Source organism: Mycolicibacterium sp. XJ2546 (assembly GCF_053483195.1).
Genome location: NZ_JBEFRW010000021.1, coordinates 1 through 14,152 on the forward strand (window position 1 = coordinate 1; position 14,152 = coordinate 14,152).

The window sequence follows — 14,152 nt, forward strand, 5'->3', positions numbered from 1 at the left end:
CGTAGCGCCCGTCGAATCCGTGCAATCCCACCAGCGATGCCGGAATAGCGCGGTGAGACAACCACATATCTGCGATCGCTGCGCCCGCTTTGCCGTCGGACCGGACTCGACCGACTTGCAGCAGCGCCAATCTGGGCTCGCAGTCGAATATCACGACCACGCCGTCGCCTCGTCGTGAATCCGGCAGCTCTGGCCATGGCCGGTACGGCGAGCGCGGCTCCAGATGACTGATGACGGCGTCCTTCCACGGCGATCCGACGACGACATGAATCCGTTTCGGCGCGGAGTTATACATCCGCGGACTCTTTACACCACGTCGGCATAACCGTCGTCCGGCCGACAACGCCCGCCGTGGCCCCCAGGCACATGGTCTGCATGCATGTTCCCCCTTAGATTCGCGCTTGAGAGGACGGTACGACTGGCCACCGACAGAAAATGTGACCGCGAGCTCGAGCGAAGCGGTGTACCGGCGTGCGCTTGGCGGCGGACCCAACCGGACCAGCGGGCGCGCTCGAACGCGTCGTGCACTTCAATCCTCAGTCCGAAGCCGACAGCAACGTGACCGGTTCTTGTCAGTGGTCGTCACTAGGATAGTTGTATGCAGGCAGCAACCAGTATTTACCCTACGCTGGACCGCGATCTAGCCCGGGTGAGCAAAGACGACGAGCCGCCGTCGCGGGTCCACACTCAGATTCCCGTCGAGGGCGTCGGCGTCGTTCATGTCATCACTGAAGTGGACACCGACTCGGGATACGCATTCAGCGACGTTACCCTCGCGCGCTATCGCGACGGCGAACTGACCGAGCACATCCCTCTTGTCGGTTCCGTATGTGAAAGCTTGGTGGCGCGGTGCATGCACGAACACTGGTGCGATGTGGAGCGGGCCATCAGGTGCGTCCATCGCGATATGGAGACACTGTGCGTGCTAGATATCGACTGGGAAATGGACGACGACGAAAGCGTGCCGGACCACTCAGTTGAGGACATTGATTCCAGGGAGACGCCGCGAGTACTCGCTCTGTACGAACAGGCTTTGGGCCGCAGTGTGCGAACGCCTAACCTCCACGGCACGTCCTAGGTGCTTCGAAACGCGGGCCCGATCGTGCGTGATGGCCCTCGTCGGGCGCGATCAATGGCAAAATGACGGCCCGACTACCTTGCCGCTCCTAAGTTCCGGCGGGGCCGCTTCGTAGTCTTCACCAATATTTTGAAAGCGAACCCATCGGACGTGCTCCACGCTGGTCTTGGCCGTAGTGCGCGTACCGACTCAATTAGATTTCGATGCACATCGGGGCATACGCGCGAACTTGGTCGACAGGGCCATTGAAAGAACCGTCGTGCGAGTCGAATTCGTGTGGTGCCCGTCCACCGGGTCACATAGCCAGCCGGTGGACCAGTTGCTCAATCTCGTACATCGATTTTGAAGCATTCGGACTGACGGCTTTTCTCCGTCCGGTCAAGAGTTAGGCAGGATCTCGACCGGGTGTTCGCTCAAGGGCTCAATGACGATGCCCACTTCCTTCATCTGCTCAATTGAGCGGTTAGTGTCCATCACGCTCTGTACGTCTCCCTCCAGAATCATGTACGTGGCACGATCGACTCGCTCGTAGAACTCCTTCATCGACTCCACGCTACGAAAGACCGGCAAGTACCGAACGCCCTCGCGTTCAAGTAAAAACAGCCTCTGCTTGCCATCTCGCGTGTCGCCGAAAGGGGTGGAGTAATACACCTTGGCCTCACTGTCAGCTGGCTCGTGCTGCTCCTTCTTCTTCTTGAATAGACCCATGGAACCTCCTTATGTATCGAGTGTCTGCCCTGGGCACATGGACCGGCCCCGGCTACGCGACGCCCTCCTTGACCATTCGCTCGACCTCATCGACAGACATCGACATGAGATGACTGAAGATCGTGGCGATGGACCTCGGCACTATGGCTGAATTATCGAGTGTGCGCAGCTCAACGGCTCCTTCTCGTTCCGTGGGTATGGTGTCCACGTTGGGCGCCATACCGAGAGACTGAAGTTGGAGCCCGAGATGTTTAGCACCAATCGCGCTACGCGTGACGGATGACCATCGCCAGATGAGGTACTTCTCCGCAAGATCGAGCGTGGAGAATTTGGCCCCAGCCCATTGTGCCGCTGATTACGGTCATCGACCTTATCTACCACCCACCAGTTAGTGTCCCGCCTCAGGTGGAAGGATTGGTCATCTGACGTGAAGAGGACTTGGCAGTCTTCGCATTCGGTCGATACTGCAACATGCCGCATGCGGGCGAGGTTGGTCCACTGAACCCAATTCTCGGACAGGCGGGATAAATCCACCATTTCGTCATGGCCTCGGTCTCGTCCAAATGCTATGCGCAGCATCCACTAAGCGATCCCTTCCACGGCCGCCTGCTCAAGCTCCTCGACAGACTTCGCCATCAAATGACTGAAGATTGTCGCAGCTGGCTCCGCCAGACGAGCTCGACCGGCATCAGACTGCAGTTCAACGAACCACTCCTTGTCGGAAGGCCCAACGGAAACGTCGTTGTTGGGGCCTGAGGCATAAAGCTCGGTACCGTACAACTTCGCGCGGAGTGCACTGCGCAGCAGAGAACCCCACCTCCAGACGAGGTATTTTTCGGCGAGGTCGAACGTGGAAAAGGTGGCGGTGTCGCTGTACCTTCTGCCGCGATCATCGACGACATCGATTTTCCACCAGCCGTTCTGCTCTCGGAGAAAGAAAGACTGGTCGTCAGAGAAGAACCCAATTTCAGCGTCGCCTCTGGCCGGATCTACCGACACGTTCGCCATTCCGATCCTGCGCGTCCACTCGGTCCAGACGTTGGCAAGGCGTGAGAAATCTGGCATCCGATTCACCAATCTCTCTTAAGTAGCCCGCATCGCTAGGAATTCTACGGGGAGCCCATGCCGGGAGGGGCGGTGATTCGGAATGACAACTCGCCGCCTGGCTGGCGGAACCATGGCGCTGCCTGCGAGCGTTCGATGCGCGATCCCGGTGGGAGTACGGTGGGGTCATCGACGACCCGTGTTGGGAATCGCATGGGCTTGTTCGGCAGGCCGTCGTCGGGGATCACTGCTTCGACGCCGCCGGCTGCGAGCACGTGCTTTGCCGCTGGGAGGGCCTCGGCGCGGTGGCGGCGGCTTGGCCGGCGATTTCACGGCTGAGGGTCAGGTACCGCGTGACCGGCTACGCGAGACCTCTCTTAACTATGCGGTCAATCTCATCGGCGGATTTCAACATGAGATGGCTGAAGATTGTCGCTGGCACTCCTTTCACGATCGCCTCGCCCGCCGGAGAAGTCAGCCTATACACGCCTTCTCGTAGCCGGTGCATTTGGACTTTGGGGCTGAAGCCTTGCGCGTACAGTTCACGGCCGAGAGACGGTGCGCGAATTGTGCTACGTGCCAGCGATGCCCAGTTCCAGATGAGGTACTTCTCGGCTAGATCGAACGTCGAGAACCTGGCGGCGTCATCGCGTCGCTGGCCGCGGTCGTCTACTTCATCGAGTATCCACTGATCGGCGGATTGTCTGAGATAAAAGGATGCGTCGTCAGACTTGAAGCAGACCTGAGCGCCGTCGCAGTCGGTCGATACTGATGCGTTCGCCCACTGGCTCAGATTCGACCACATGAGCCAGTTGTTCGACAACCGGGAGATGACGACCACTATCGCGGTGACCGATTCAACGGAGCTGCCAGCCGACGCATCGTCCGATTTCCTCCAACGCCTCTGGTGATAGTTCAGGATGCCGCTGACTGAATCTGTAAAGGATGTTGCTGACGCCTTCAGCGAGATTCATATTGCCCCAATCAATCGGCATCGCAACGGCTTCCCGCACTAGGTCCGTGACTCGGTCGGCGACGACGCCGCCCTTGTCATCTCCGTAGCGATCGATGAGCTTTTGTCGGTCGACTATCGGTATCGGCGATCCGCTGATACCTATTGTGATTGCTTCGTTGATCGTGTCTGCGTCCATTTTCGGCGGTCATCCTAATTGGTGGAATACTACGGTCTCAGCACCAGTGTCGGGGTTGATCACAGTGATTCTTGTAGGCTCCCATCAGATCCTCGATGCCTTCTTCGGTGTGAACCAGCCTTCGGCGAAACGTTCAGTGAAGCCGGGCGGCGGATCGCATCGAGTTGCCTTACCCGAATCGACCGTCAGCCAAGCGCTTCAGCGCCTGGCCGTCGGTCAGCTCGTCGCGGTGGCCCGGATTCTGCCAATAGAACCGGACCAGCTCCCGAATAGCTCGCCCCTCTGGAGTGAACGACGCTCCCGGCAATGTCAGCACGTTCTCATCGGACATCACTACGACGATCGCGCTCGGTGTTGGAGCCGACTCGTTCGCCGAGGCGTCAGGGACGTCTACCACCTGCGCCCAGTCACCGCGCTGCGGGCGCCACCCTTGCACGAACGTGAATCCATTGGGGGTCAGACGCAGGTACTGCAAGCTGCCGCGGCGCAATGTTCTCCACATGATTGGCGCACCCATGATTGCGGTGGCCGCGCTGACGAACGGAATGTACAAGCGCATCTGCTCTGGCACCGGAATGTCCAGTAGCCCAGTGGGTCCGAATATCGCGAACAATCCACTAGCTACCGTCAGTCCCAGTAGCGAAATCTGGAGAGGTATGTCAACGCCTCGATCCGGCCGAATCGTCGTCCCCTCGTCGTCGAATTCACCGCTTGGGATCAGCTTCCCCGGAACGGTCTTGGCGAACGGGGCGATAAGACCCAGGCAGAACATCGCGAACCCAAGCGATACAACGGCCGTCAGGTATTCGCTTCGCCCAATGTTGATGACTGCCCAAACCGCCCCGATAATGCCCACGGGTCCGAAGAGCAGCGTGCAGATGATCGCGATGGGGAGAACCTTCATTTGGGACACACGTTATTGCCGATGATTCCGTCGACATAGCCCGGGGCATCGGCGTGAACTTGGTCCGGGGCACTGCCACTTGAGAGATCTATCGTGCGGGCACGTCGCGCGGGTCCGCTGCGACCGGCGTGCCGCCCCGGGGCCTCAGTAGTCAGTCAGTCCCTGGTGGACCAATTGCTCGATCTCGTATACAGATTTTGACATAAGGTGACTAAACATCGCCGCGCTAGACATGGGCAGAACGGCGGATCCATTAGGTGCTCGCAGTTCGACAAAATAGTCGCGTTCTGTCGGCACAGTCTCAACATCCGGTGCCATCCCCAGCGCATGAAGGTCGCGTCCGAGTGGTCTAGCGCCAACTGCGCTCCTAGTCACCGAGGCCCAAGTCCAAATGAGATACGCCTCGGCCAAGTCAAAGGTGGAGAACCTTGCGGTGTCGGCATAGCGTCTGCCGCGGTCATCCACGGCATCAACTGACCACCAGGCGCCGTCCTGCCGTAGGTGGAAGGCTTGGTCATCGGATTTGAAGAAGATCTGGCAGTCATCGCAGTCTTCAGACACCGAGACACGCGTCATGCGGGCCCGGGCCGTCCATTCAGCCCAATTTCTTGACAACCTAGTGAAGTCCGCCATCTCATTTAGCCTGCCTCAAAAATCCCCAGTTAACCAGCGTTTGGACTGAGGGCGTTACCCCGTCGGGGGCGATGATTCGGTATTGCGTTCCACCGCCGGGTTGGTGGAACCAGGGCGCCGCCTGTGATTGTTCGATGCGCCATCCCGGCGGAAGCGCGGTGGGGTCGTCAACGACGTACCGGTAATAGGGCTTCGCGGCACTGTCGGGTGGCAACGACAGTTCGGCGAAGGGCGTTCCTTCTGGGGCCAGGTACGTCCCACCCGGGTATCCGAAGCGCCCGAGCTCGGTACCTGCGGATAGCTGGGCATCGGGGACTACGGTGCCAGGAATCGCATACGGCTTGCTCGGCAGGCTGTCGTCGGGGTAGATGAGACTGCCGTCCGGCCTGGTGAATTCAGGGCCCGGAGGTACTGGATCGTAGCCGTCGAACAACGGCGACTCTAGCGGGAGCGGCGGCGGTGGTCCATCGGGTATCGACGCGTGAGTGCCGTGGTGGCTTGGAGCATCAGCGAGTGGCGTCGGATGATCGACTGTGCCTGTACCACTTGGCATGTCGACGACATTGTCGGGCACGGCCGCGCGGGCTGCGAGAGCGGCTTCACCGCCGAACATGGCACCCGGCGCCGTGATGGCGGCCTCGCCGGCGACTTCGCCCAGGAAGTGCCCAGGGTACTTCGTCGCGTGCTCGACTTCCTCCGTCAAGGTGTCGACGGGGTTGGTCACGTGCTCCCAGGCACCCTTGGCCATATCGCTCCACGCGCCTTTGAGGTCCTCCCACCCGTTGGCCCCAATCAGGTCCTTGATGCCATCTTCGGTGTTGAACCAGCCGTCGGCGAACCCCTCGGCGAAACCGGGCTTCGGCACCGCGTCGCGCTCAGCCGGTTTCGTTGTGGGAAGCGGCTTTTGCGCGGCGGCGACAACCGCATCCAGCCGCTGCTCGACCTGGTCTGGCGGCACACCGCTACGCAGCATCGTCTGCCGCGCAAGGTCTTTGAACTGCTCGACCTTGGCCGGATCCATCCGCACCGGCCCGGTGGCGCCCACACCATCTGGCGTAGACGAAAAAGACCGCTGCTCGGGTTCTCCGGTGAGCTGACCCAACGCGCTGTCGAGACTGTCCGGCGTGGCCGACCGCTCACCGGGCTTATCACGCTTATCACCGTCGTCGGGCAGCAACAGATCCTGCAGCGACGCCGCCGACTTCACCGCCGGTTCGGCAGTGCCACTAGCCGCGGTGATCGCGCCCGCCAGGTCCGCGTCCATCCGTTCACCGTCGGCGAGCGCCGCAGCGATGCGCTCCTGCAGATCGGCGACCTTGGCCGCGACCTGCGCGGCGTACTCCTCGGTCATGTGGCTGGTGTCCGGCGGGATCACCTGATTGGTGGACTCGTCCACGACCACCGCCGGCGAAGCGGCGGCATCATCGAGGATGCGCTTGATCGTGTCGGCGAGATCCTCAGCGTCCTGGTGGACCAGTTCCATCCGGTTCGCCGCGGCGCCGAGACTGTCGGCCACCGACTCGTGCTCGCCCGCCGACGCCTCCATCGCCGACGTCGCCGCCTGCGCGCCGCGTCCCTCCCAGGTAGACACCCTGATCAACGAGCGATAGAAGTCCGCGGAACCGGTGTGGTTCGCCGCCGCATCGCGCGCTGCTCGAGCCAAATCGGCGATCTCAGGAGGCCATTGCTTGAGCTCCTCCAGATTCAACGTCACGTGCTCAGCTCACGGCGCAGAACCCGCGTCGTCGATTTCGTCGGCGCTGGCGGCGTCAGTGCGCACGTAGCCGTCCGCGGCCTCTCGGTGCGCCTGTACATACCTGGCGAAATGCTCGCCGAACCGCGCACCGTCAGCGTCCCAAGCCGCCACCATCGCGGGCAACGCCGCGGCCGCCGATCCCGACCCGAGAGCCGCCCTGCCCGCCCGCTCCTGCGCCGATCGATGCGCTGCCTGAAAACCGCTGGCGTGACCGGCGAGCTGATCTGCGGCCATGCGCAACTCCGTCGGATCGACCTTCAGCGGCTCATCCGGATGTGACACGGCATCCCCCTTCCGCGCGCTAATCGCACATTAACACCGCTCCGATACCCCCCGGTACGCCAATTTGACCGCTACATGGTCATCGACTCCGGCGCGATCGCCTGGCAGGATGGCGACCACCTGCCGCCCAGCCTGAGGTACTCGCTGTGACCAATCGCCCTGTCTCCGTTGACTTTCACTTCGACATCATGTGCCCGTTCGCCTACCAGACGTCGCGGTGGATCCGCGAGGTGCGCGATCAGACGGGTCTGCAGGTGAACTGGCGCTTCTTCAGCCTCGAGGAGATCAACCGCCAGGACGGCAAGAAGCACCCGTGGGAACGCGAGTGGTCCTACGGCTGGTCGATGATGCGCATCGGCGCGCTGCTGCGCCGGCAGTCCATGGCCGACGTCGACGCCTGGTACGAACGCGCCGCCCGCGCCCTGCACACCGAAGGTCTCAAACCGCACGAAAAAGACGTCGCCAGAATCCTTTTGACAGAACTTGGCTTCGACCCCGGGCTCGTCGACCAAGCCATCGCCGACCCGACCACCAACGACGAGGTGATGGCCGATCACCAACGCGTCGTCGACGCCGACGGCTACGGCGTGCCGACCCTGTTCTTCCCCGACGGCCAGTGCCTGTTCGGACCGGTGCTCATCGACCCACCCGTCGGCGATGCCGCGGTGCGGCTGTGGGACGCCGTCGTCGCCTGGACGGAATTCCCGCACCTCTACGAACTGCAGCGCCCCAAGACACCGGCCGACCAGCAGGCGATCGTCGAGTCCTTCCGCCCGTACCTGCAGGCCCGCGACTGGGTCTCGATCAACCGGGGCGAGGTCGTCCCCCTCGACCCGCCACCGAGCTGACACCGACTCGGTCCCCGGGGCATCGTGCAATGATGGCCCGCGTATCCCAAAGCAAAGGAGCTTCGAATGGGGTTCGAGCGCATCGACGACCTGCTCAACGGCGTGACCGCCGACGGCACGTTGCACGGCGTCGCCGCCACCGTGGTCGGCCGCGACGGCGTCCTCTACCAGGGCGCAGCAGGAGATGCCAAGGCCGACAGCATGTTTCGCAACGCGTCGATGACCAAGGCCGTCGCCACCACCGCCGCGCTGCAACTCGTCGAACAGGGCCGCGTGCAGCTCGACGCGCCCGTCGCCTCGATCGTGCCCGAGTTCGGTGAGCTGCAGGTGCTCGACGGCTTCGAGGGTGGTGAGCCGGTTTTGCGCGCGCCCAAGACGCAGGCGACCGTCCGGCAGCTGATGACGCACACCGCCGGCTGCGGCTATCACTTCCTCAACGAGAAACTCTTCAGCTACTGCACCGAGCACGGCTTTCCCAACCCGCTCGAGGGCGTCAAGCGCAGCCTCAGCGCACCGCTGGTCCACGACCCCGGCACGGTCTGGGAGTACGGCATGAGCACCGACTGGCTGGGCCTGGTCGTCGAGGCCGTCAGCGGCCAGACGCTGGCCGACTATCTTGTTGAGCACGTCTACGGCCCGCTCAGCATGGCGGATTCGACGTTTGCCCCCAGCGACGAGCAGCGCGCCCGACTGCTACCGATCCGCTTTCGAGCACCCGACGGCAGCCTCGTGGCGACCGAGCTCGACCTGCCGCCCGAGCCGGAATGGGATGCGGCCGGTCACGGGTCCTATGGGACGATCAGCGACTACGGGCGCTTCCTGCGCGTCTGGCTCAACGGCGGCGAGCTCGACGGCAGCCGCATCCTCAAACCGGAGACGGTCGAGCTGGCATTGCGCGACCACCTCGACGGGGCGCCGCTGCCCAAAAAGCTCGAGCCGACCATCCCCGAGCTGGCCAAGCCGGTCGAGTCGCTCGACGTCCCGCAGGGCTGGGGCCTCGGGTTTCATCTTTACTTGACCGACCTGCCCGGTATGCGCAGCGCCGGCTCCGCGGACTGGTCGGGGCTGTTCAACAGCTTCTTCTGGATCGACCGCAAGGCCGGCATCGCCGCGGTGATCGCCACGCAGCTGCTGCCGTTCTTCGACGACAAGATGGTCGAGACGATCCTCGGGTTCGAGGCGGCGGTGTACGCGGGGCTCGGCGCTTAAGCAGTTCCGGCATCGACGGGCAACTGCATGGTACCGGTCTCGGTACTGAATCTGGTACCGTTCGAAGTATGCCTGCATTGAACGTCAGCTTCAGTGACGAGGAGATGGAGCAATTGCGCACCGCAGCCGCGGATGGGGACCTGTCGCTGCGCGCGTTCGTGCACCGCGCCGCCCTCGATGCCGCGAGCGATCACAAGCGCCGCGTGCGTGAAGGCGCGCGCATCGTCGCAGAGCGCAGCGCAGCGCTCAATCGTCGCCTGGCGTGACCGAATACCTGGATCGCGACGACGTTCTCGTCGCCGGTGCTGCAGCCGTGGGCGTCGAGCTGAGGGTGGCCGACTATGGCCTGCTCGATGCGGCAGTGGCGCGGCCCCAGGCCACCGCCTTCGGGGTCGACGCATATCCCGACCTGTTCACCAAGGCAGCGGCGCTTTTGCAGTCGCTGGCGCGCAACCCTGCGTTGGTCGATGGCAACAAGCGCACCGCATGGGCCGCTGCATGGACGTTCTTGTACCTCAATGACGTCGAGTTGGACCCCGGCTTCGACGTCGACGACGCCGAGGACTTCATGAATGCCGTTGCAACACAAGGAGATCTGGAGTTGGCAGAGCTCTCGGAGAAGATGCAGGCATTTGCGTCCGGATGACTGCACCAGTGCAGCAGCGTCGGCGCACCCAGGTTCACGTCGAGGCGGTCGTTGCGACTGGAAAGCGACCGGCTGGTGTGCTACACAAATGCTACGCTCGTAGCATGTCTGTGGTGCCGTCCCGCGAACTGAGAAACGACACGGCCGGCGTGCTTCGTCGGGTTCAAGCAGGCGAAGAGGTGACGATCACCGTAAATGGACGAGCCGTCGCGGTGATCGCCGCTGTGGCGCCGAAACGTCGGCGGTGGGTGTCGAAGACAGAATTGGTCAAGCGGCTCCAGACCAGCCAGGCGGACCCCGGCTTGCGTGATGACCTCGCGGAGCTCGCTGGTGAAACCACCGACGACCTCGATGAGCTGTGATAGTCGATCAGCCTGCGGCCGGCATCCTCGACACTTCGGTCTTCATCGCCAACGAGAACGGGCGCCAACTGGAGACGTCGCTGATTCCGGAGGAGCTAGCCACGACGGTGGTGACCCTCGCAGAACTGAATGCAGGTGTGCTCGCGGCGCGGACCTCCGAGGTCCGGGCGCGTCGCCTTCGTACCTTGGATGCGGTTGCAGATATGGCCGCGTTACCGGTCGACGAAGAGGCGGCGCAACTTTGGGCGCTGCTACGCGTCCACCTGGCCGAGGCGGGGCGACGGGTCCGCGTCAATGATCTGTGGATCGCTGCCATCGCAGCCGCCAAGCACTTGCCGGTAGTCACGCAGGATGGGGACTTCGATGCCCTGGAGGGTGTTGCGGGTCTGGCGATAGTGCATGTCTGACACCACTTCTGAGCGACGGGCCGAGTCGTTGGGTCGGCGATGCTATGAACCGGCAGTGAACCGGCTGCGCGCGTTGGCGGGCGCATGGCGCCTCTGCGGTCCTATGCACGACATTGCAGTCAGGGTCGTGCGGTAGTGCAGCAGCCCTCAGTGCAGTCTCGGTCATAGCGTCAAGATGGTGTTGGCTCAGCAAGCGCAAACCAGTAATCGGAGCGGAGGTCGGAGTCGGCCGTCAGTACCCGGTGAGACGTTGTGATTCCGTCGCCTGCTGCCGGTCCGCGTAGATCTCGGCCAGGAACTGCTCGACGGCCACCGCCGCATGCGCGGCGCGCGCCGAGCCCAGCATGTCGAAAGCGTGCTGGGCGAACGGTAATTCGGCGTACACGACCGGCTGGGTACTGACGTCGCGCAGCCTCGCCACGAACGCCCGTGCCTGCTCGACGGGCACCAGCGAGTCGTTGGTGCCGTGCAACACGAAGAACGGCGGCGCGTCGGCGCTCACGTGGTTCACCGGCGACGCGTCGGCATACGTTTCGAAGTTCGTCGACTGCGGTTGTTTGATGACCATCTGCTCGAGCAGCTCGGGCATTGACGGATGCATCGCGTCCTCGAATCGGGTGAAGTCGTAGACCCCGTAGAACGGGACGGCGGCCTGCACCCGAGTGTCGACGTCCTCGAAGCCCGGCTGGAACCGCGCGTCGTTGGGCGTCAACGCCGCCAGCGAGGACAGATGCCCGCCCGCCGAGCCGCCGGTGATCGCGATGAAGTCCGGGTCGCCGCCGTACTCGGCGATGTGGGTCTTGACCCATGCCAGCGCGCGCTTGACGTCGACGATGTGGTCGGGCCACGTGTTGCGCGGGCTGTGCCGGTAATTGATCGCCACGCAGATCCAACCGAGCTCGGCGAGGTGGCTCATCAACGGATGTGCCTGTCCGCGTTTGTTTCCGGTGATCCAGGCGCCACCGGGAATCTGGAAGAGCACCGGCGCCTTCCCGGTCGGTTCGAGATCGGGACGCCGCCAGATGTCGAGCTGGTTGGCGCTGCTGTATTCGCCGTAGCTGATGTTGCCGTCGTGAGTGTAGTCGCGGTAGATCCGCAGCATCCTCAGCGCACCGGGGCTCTTGGCGGTGCCGGCGCCGGCAGGCTGGCGCCACAGGCCTGTCGAGTCGGTGCGGCGATCAGCACCCAGGCCGCTGTCCAACGCTTCGCGCAGCGGAATCCCCGCCCGATGACCCGCGCGGTTGAAGTTCAGCAGACCCGCCGCCGAAATGGCGGCCACCACCGCCGCGATGATGCGCACGGGCCGGGTCATGCGCCGAGCCGTCAACGCCAGTCCGCCGAGCTGGCTGGCCAGCGTCTGTAGCGGAAACTCGCTGACCACCAGGCCGAGCCCGAACGAAACGATCGACGGGCGTCCGCGCCGTGCCAGCGGCCGGTAGCCGTTGAGCGTCGCAGCGGCCGTCACAGCCGTGACAGCCAACGCCCCGACCTGCCGGGCGGTGTGGAGAACTCGATCCTTGCGCATTCGGCCACCATACGAGGCGCTATCCACAGCCACCTCATCGACTGACAACACCAGCGGCCATCGTCGCCTACGCTGATCGTCGTGTGGATGCTCGAGGACCATGAAGCGCGGATTTCGGCGCTGGAGGCGGCGCAGGGTGATTACCGCGCCGTGCTGGCGGCAGTCAATGCGCTGGGCTTGAACCAACGGGAACACACGATTCGTCTGACCAGCGTCGAGACCGGACTGGCCGAATTCCGTCAAGAAGCCCGAGCCCGATTTCGCTCGGTGGATGAGCATCTCGTCGAGATCAAGGATTTGATCGTCGGCCGTAACCGCTGACCGGTCGCCTCACGTTCGGCGGAGCTTGTCAGTGTCCGCGCGTACCGTCCGCGCCATGAACGACGGACGCAGACGACGCCGGGCCAAACAGGCGCGACGTGCCGCACGACGTCGAGGCAAACGTGACACCGCGAACAAGGCGCCACTGGTAGCCCTGATCCGCGACTTGCTGTCCACGGGCCGTCCGCTGAAGCTGCTCGCCTTGGCCAGCGCGCTGATCGACATGGCGACGCCCGACCCCCTCGCGAAGCTGAAATCCCGCCCCCGCGAGCCACTTTGTCTCGATGAAGTCGTCACCCACCTCATCGACGAGCCGTGTCGCGAGACGACGACACTGCTCGCGGTGCTCGCCGAACTGCTCGTCGACGACGAGGATCTGCGGGAGCGGTGCCGTCAACATGTTGCCGCGCGAGACGACATGGTTCCGGCCTGGGCGTACCGGCTCGGGGAGGTCGACGCTTACCGGGCGGTGCGGATGCCCCACGTGCTCGGTGACGCCGACCAGCTGCTGATCGGCGCGCGGCTCACCGGCGGGCATGAGCTGACCTGTCTGGTGTACATCGATCACAACGACGGGTCGGAAGTCACCGACGTGCTCGTCCTGCAGACTTCGATCGCCAACGTGCTCCGCGCCGCCAGGCACCCCGATATGAGCATCGTGGATATGCCCCTCGGCGATGCCCGGGCGTGGATCACCCAAGGGCTCGAGCATCCGCTGATTCGGTACCGGAACGGCAGCTGGCGGGAGTGGCGAGCATTGGTGACCTGGCTGATCCGGTACCTGCCCGAGAACGGCACCAAATATCTGCCGCCCGCAGTCGATTTCGAGCAGGGCGAGGAGGTCGTCGACGCGTTCTTGGCGTCGCCGTCGGGTGCGCCGTTCAATGTCCGCGACTACCGGGAACTGGTGCTCGAGCTCCTGGATACCGGCACCGGCGACCCGCTGCGCTGGAGCGCAACGCGCGTCGAGAGTGCGTTGGACGCATCGTCATACGGAGACGACTATATGTCCATCGCCACCGTCCTCAATGTGCCCGAAATTCTGCGGGCCTATATTCCGTTCGCGCACGCGCAGAGCGGGATTCGCGCAGAGCTCACCGAAGCGGCGGTCGCCGTCGTCGACCGGATGGCACAGTCATACAAACGGGAGGTGCTGGAACAAGCGGCGCGATGGCGCGAAGGCTTCGGCGCCGACGCGGGTTAGGTTCAACCGGACGGACCGATTGGTCAACCCGCGAAATTGTCGGCCGACGGCCCTACCCTAGCAACTGTGGGGGA

General features: G+C 63.4%; 17 protein-coding genes and 1 pseudogene. 9 read left to right on the top strand and 9 right to left on the bottom strand.

Going from position 1 to position 14,152, the window contains the following annotated elements; all coding sequences use genetic code 11:
• Positions 1-295: pseudogene (locus ABQE44_RS23295) on the bottom strand (hypothetical protein); the annotation flags it as partial.
• A gap of 303 nt (positions 296-598) precedes the next feature.
• Between ABQE44_RS23295 and ABQE44_RS23300 the strand changes: the two are divergent.
• Positions 599-1,078, top strand: coding sequence for a hypothetical protein (locus tag ABQE44_RS23300; RefSeq protein WP_448432122.1), 480 nt, complete (start codon positions 599-601; stop codon positions 1,076-1,078).
• Positions 1,079-1,456: 378 nt separating this feature from the next.
• Here ABQE44_RS23300 and ABQE44_RS23305 read toward each other — a convergent pair whose 3' ends face one another.
• From ABQE44_RS23305 to ABQE44_RS23335, 7 genes are all read right to left on the bottom strand, one after another.
• Positions 1,457-1,786: an SseB family protein gene (locus ABQE44_RS23305; protein WP_448432124.1), complete on the bottom strand. Its 330-nt coding sequence runs from the start codon at positions 1,784-1,786 to the stop codon at positions 1,457-1,459.
• A 582-nt stretch (positions 1,787-2,368) separates the two neighbouring features.
• On the bottom strand, positions 2,369-2,851 hold the full coding sequence (locus ABQE44_RS23310; RefSeq protein ID WP_448432126.1) for an Imm61 family immunity protein: 483 nt from the start codon (positions 2,849-2,851) through the stop codon (positions 2,369-2,371).
• A 340-nt stretch (positions 2,852-3,191) separates the two neighbouring features.
• Positions 3,192-3,635 carry an Imm61 family immunity protein gene (locus tag ABQE44_RS23315; RefSeq protein ID WP_448432128.1) on the bottom strand — a complete coding sequence of 148 codons (444 nt, stop codon included), beginning with the start codon at positions 3,633-3,635 and terminating at the stop codon, positions 3,192-3,194.
• A 52-nt stretch (positions 3,636-3,687) separates the two neighbouring features.
• The gene (locus ABQE44_RS23320; protein ID WP_448432130.1) at positions 3,688-3,981 is read right to left on the bottom strand and encodes a hypothetical protein; all 294 of its coding nucleotides are present in this window, start codon (positions 3,979-3,981) and stop codon (positions 3,688-3,690) included.
• Positions 3,982-4,150: 169 nt separating this feature from the next.
• On the bottom strand, positions 4,151-4,885 hold the full coding sequence (locus ABQE44_RS23325) for a hypothetical protein (RefSeq protein ID WP_448432131.1): 735 nt from the start codon (positions 4,883-4,885) through the stop codon (positions 4,151-4,153).
• A 634-nt stretch (positions 4,886-5,519) separates the two neighbouring features.
• The gene (locus ABQE44_RS23330; protein ID WP_448432133.1) at positions 5,520-7,232 is read right to left on the bottom strand and encodes a glycohydrolase toxin TNT-related protein; all 1,713 of its coding nucleotides are present in this window, start codon (positions 7,230-7,232) and stop codon (positions 5,520-5,522) included.
• A 9-nt stretch (positions 7,233-7,241) separates the two neighbouring features.
• On the bottom strand, positions 7,242-7,556 hold the full coding sequence (locus ABQE44_RS23335; protein WP_448432135.1) for an ESX-1 secretion-associated protein: 315 nt from the start codon (positions 7,554-7,556) through the stop codon (positions 7,242-7,244).
• Between the two features lie 146 nt (positions 7,557-7,702).
• Here ABQE44_RS23335 and ABQE44_RS23340 point away from each other — a divergent pair, with 146 nt between their 5' ends.
• From ABQE44_RS23340 to ABQE44_RS23365, 6 genes are all read left to right on the top strand, one after another.
• Positions 7,703-8,404 carry a mycothiol-dependent nitroreductase Rv2466c family protein gene (locus ABQE44_RS23340; protein WP_448432137.1) on the top strand — a complete coding sequence of 234 codons (702 nt, stop codon included), beginning with the start codon at positions 7,703-7,705 and terminating at the stop codon, positions 8,402-8,404.
• A 66-nt stretch (positions 8,405-8,470) separates the two neighbouring features.
• Complete coding sequence (locus ABQE44_RS23345; protein WP_448432139.1) at positions 8,471-9,613, top strand: serine hydrolase domain-containing protein; 1,143 nt, start codon at positions 8,471-8,473, stop codon at positions 9,611-9,613.
• Positions 9,614-9,681: 68 nt separating this feature from the next.
• The gene (locus ABQE44_RS23350; RefSeq protein WP_448432141.1) at positions 9,682-9,879 is read left to right on the top strand and encodes an antitoxin Phd; all 198 of its coding nucleotides are present in this window, start codon (positions 9,682-9,684) and stop codon (positions 9,877-9,879) included.
• Positions 9,876-10,259 (top strand): type II toxin-antitoxin system death-on-curing family toxin, encoded by a 384-nt coding sequence (locus ABQE44_RS23355; RefSeq protein WP_448432143.1) that lies wholly within the window; start codon positions 9,876-9,878, stop codon positions 10,257-10,259. The genes ABQE44_RS23350 and ABQE44_RS23355 overlap by 4 nt, the downstream gene beginning before the upstream one ends.
• A gap of 104 nt (positions 10,260-10,363) precedes the next feature.
• On the top strand, positions 10,364-10,621 hold the full coding sequence (locus ABQE44_RS23360; protein WP_448432145.1) for a type II toxin-antitoxin system Phd/YefM family antitoxin: 258 nt from the start codon (positions 10,364-10,366) through the stop codon (positions 10,619-10,621).
• The gene (locus tag ABQE44_RS23365) at positions 10,621-11,028 is read left to right on the top strand and encodes a type II toxin-antitoxin system VapC family toxin (RefSeq protein ID WP_448432252.1); all 408 of its coding nucleotides are present in this window, start codon (positions 10,621-10,623) and stop codon (positions 11,026-11,028) included. The genes ABQE44_RS23360 and ABQE44_RS23365 overlap by 1 nt, the downstream gene beginning before the upstream one ends.
• A 232-nt stretch (positions 11,029-11,260) precedes the next feature.
• Here ABQE44_RS23365 and ABQE44_RS23370 read toward each other — a convergent pair whose 3' ends face one another.
• On the bottom strand, positions 11,261-12,553 hold the full coding sequence (locus ABQE44_RS23370; RefSeq protein WP_448432147.1) for an alpha/beta hydrolase fold domain-containing protein: 1,293 nt from the start codon (positions 12,551-12,553) through the stop codon (positions 11,261-11,263).
• An 87-nt stretch (positions 12,554-12,640) separates the two neighbouring features.
• Between ABQE44_RS23370 and ABQE44_RS23375 the strand changes: the two genes are divergently transcribed.
• Positions 12,641-12,874, top strand: a complete 234-nt coding sequence (locus tag ABQE44_RS23375; protein ID WP_448432254.1) for a hypothetical protein — start codon at positions 12,641-12,643, stop codon at positions 12,872-12,874.
• Positions 12,875-12,929: 55 nt separating this feature from the next.
• On the top strand, positions 12,930-14,078 hold the full coding sequence (locus tag ABQE44_RS23380) for a hypothetical protein (RefSeq protein ID WP_448432149.1): 1,149 nt from the start codon (positions 12,930-12,932) through the stop codon (positions 14,076-14,078).
• Positions 14,079-14,152 lie beyond the last annotated feature (74 nt).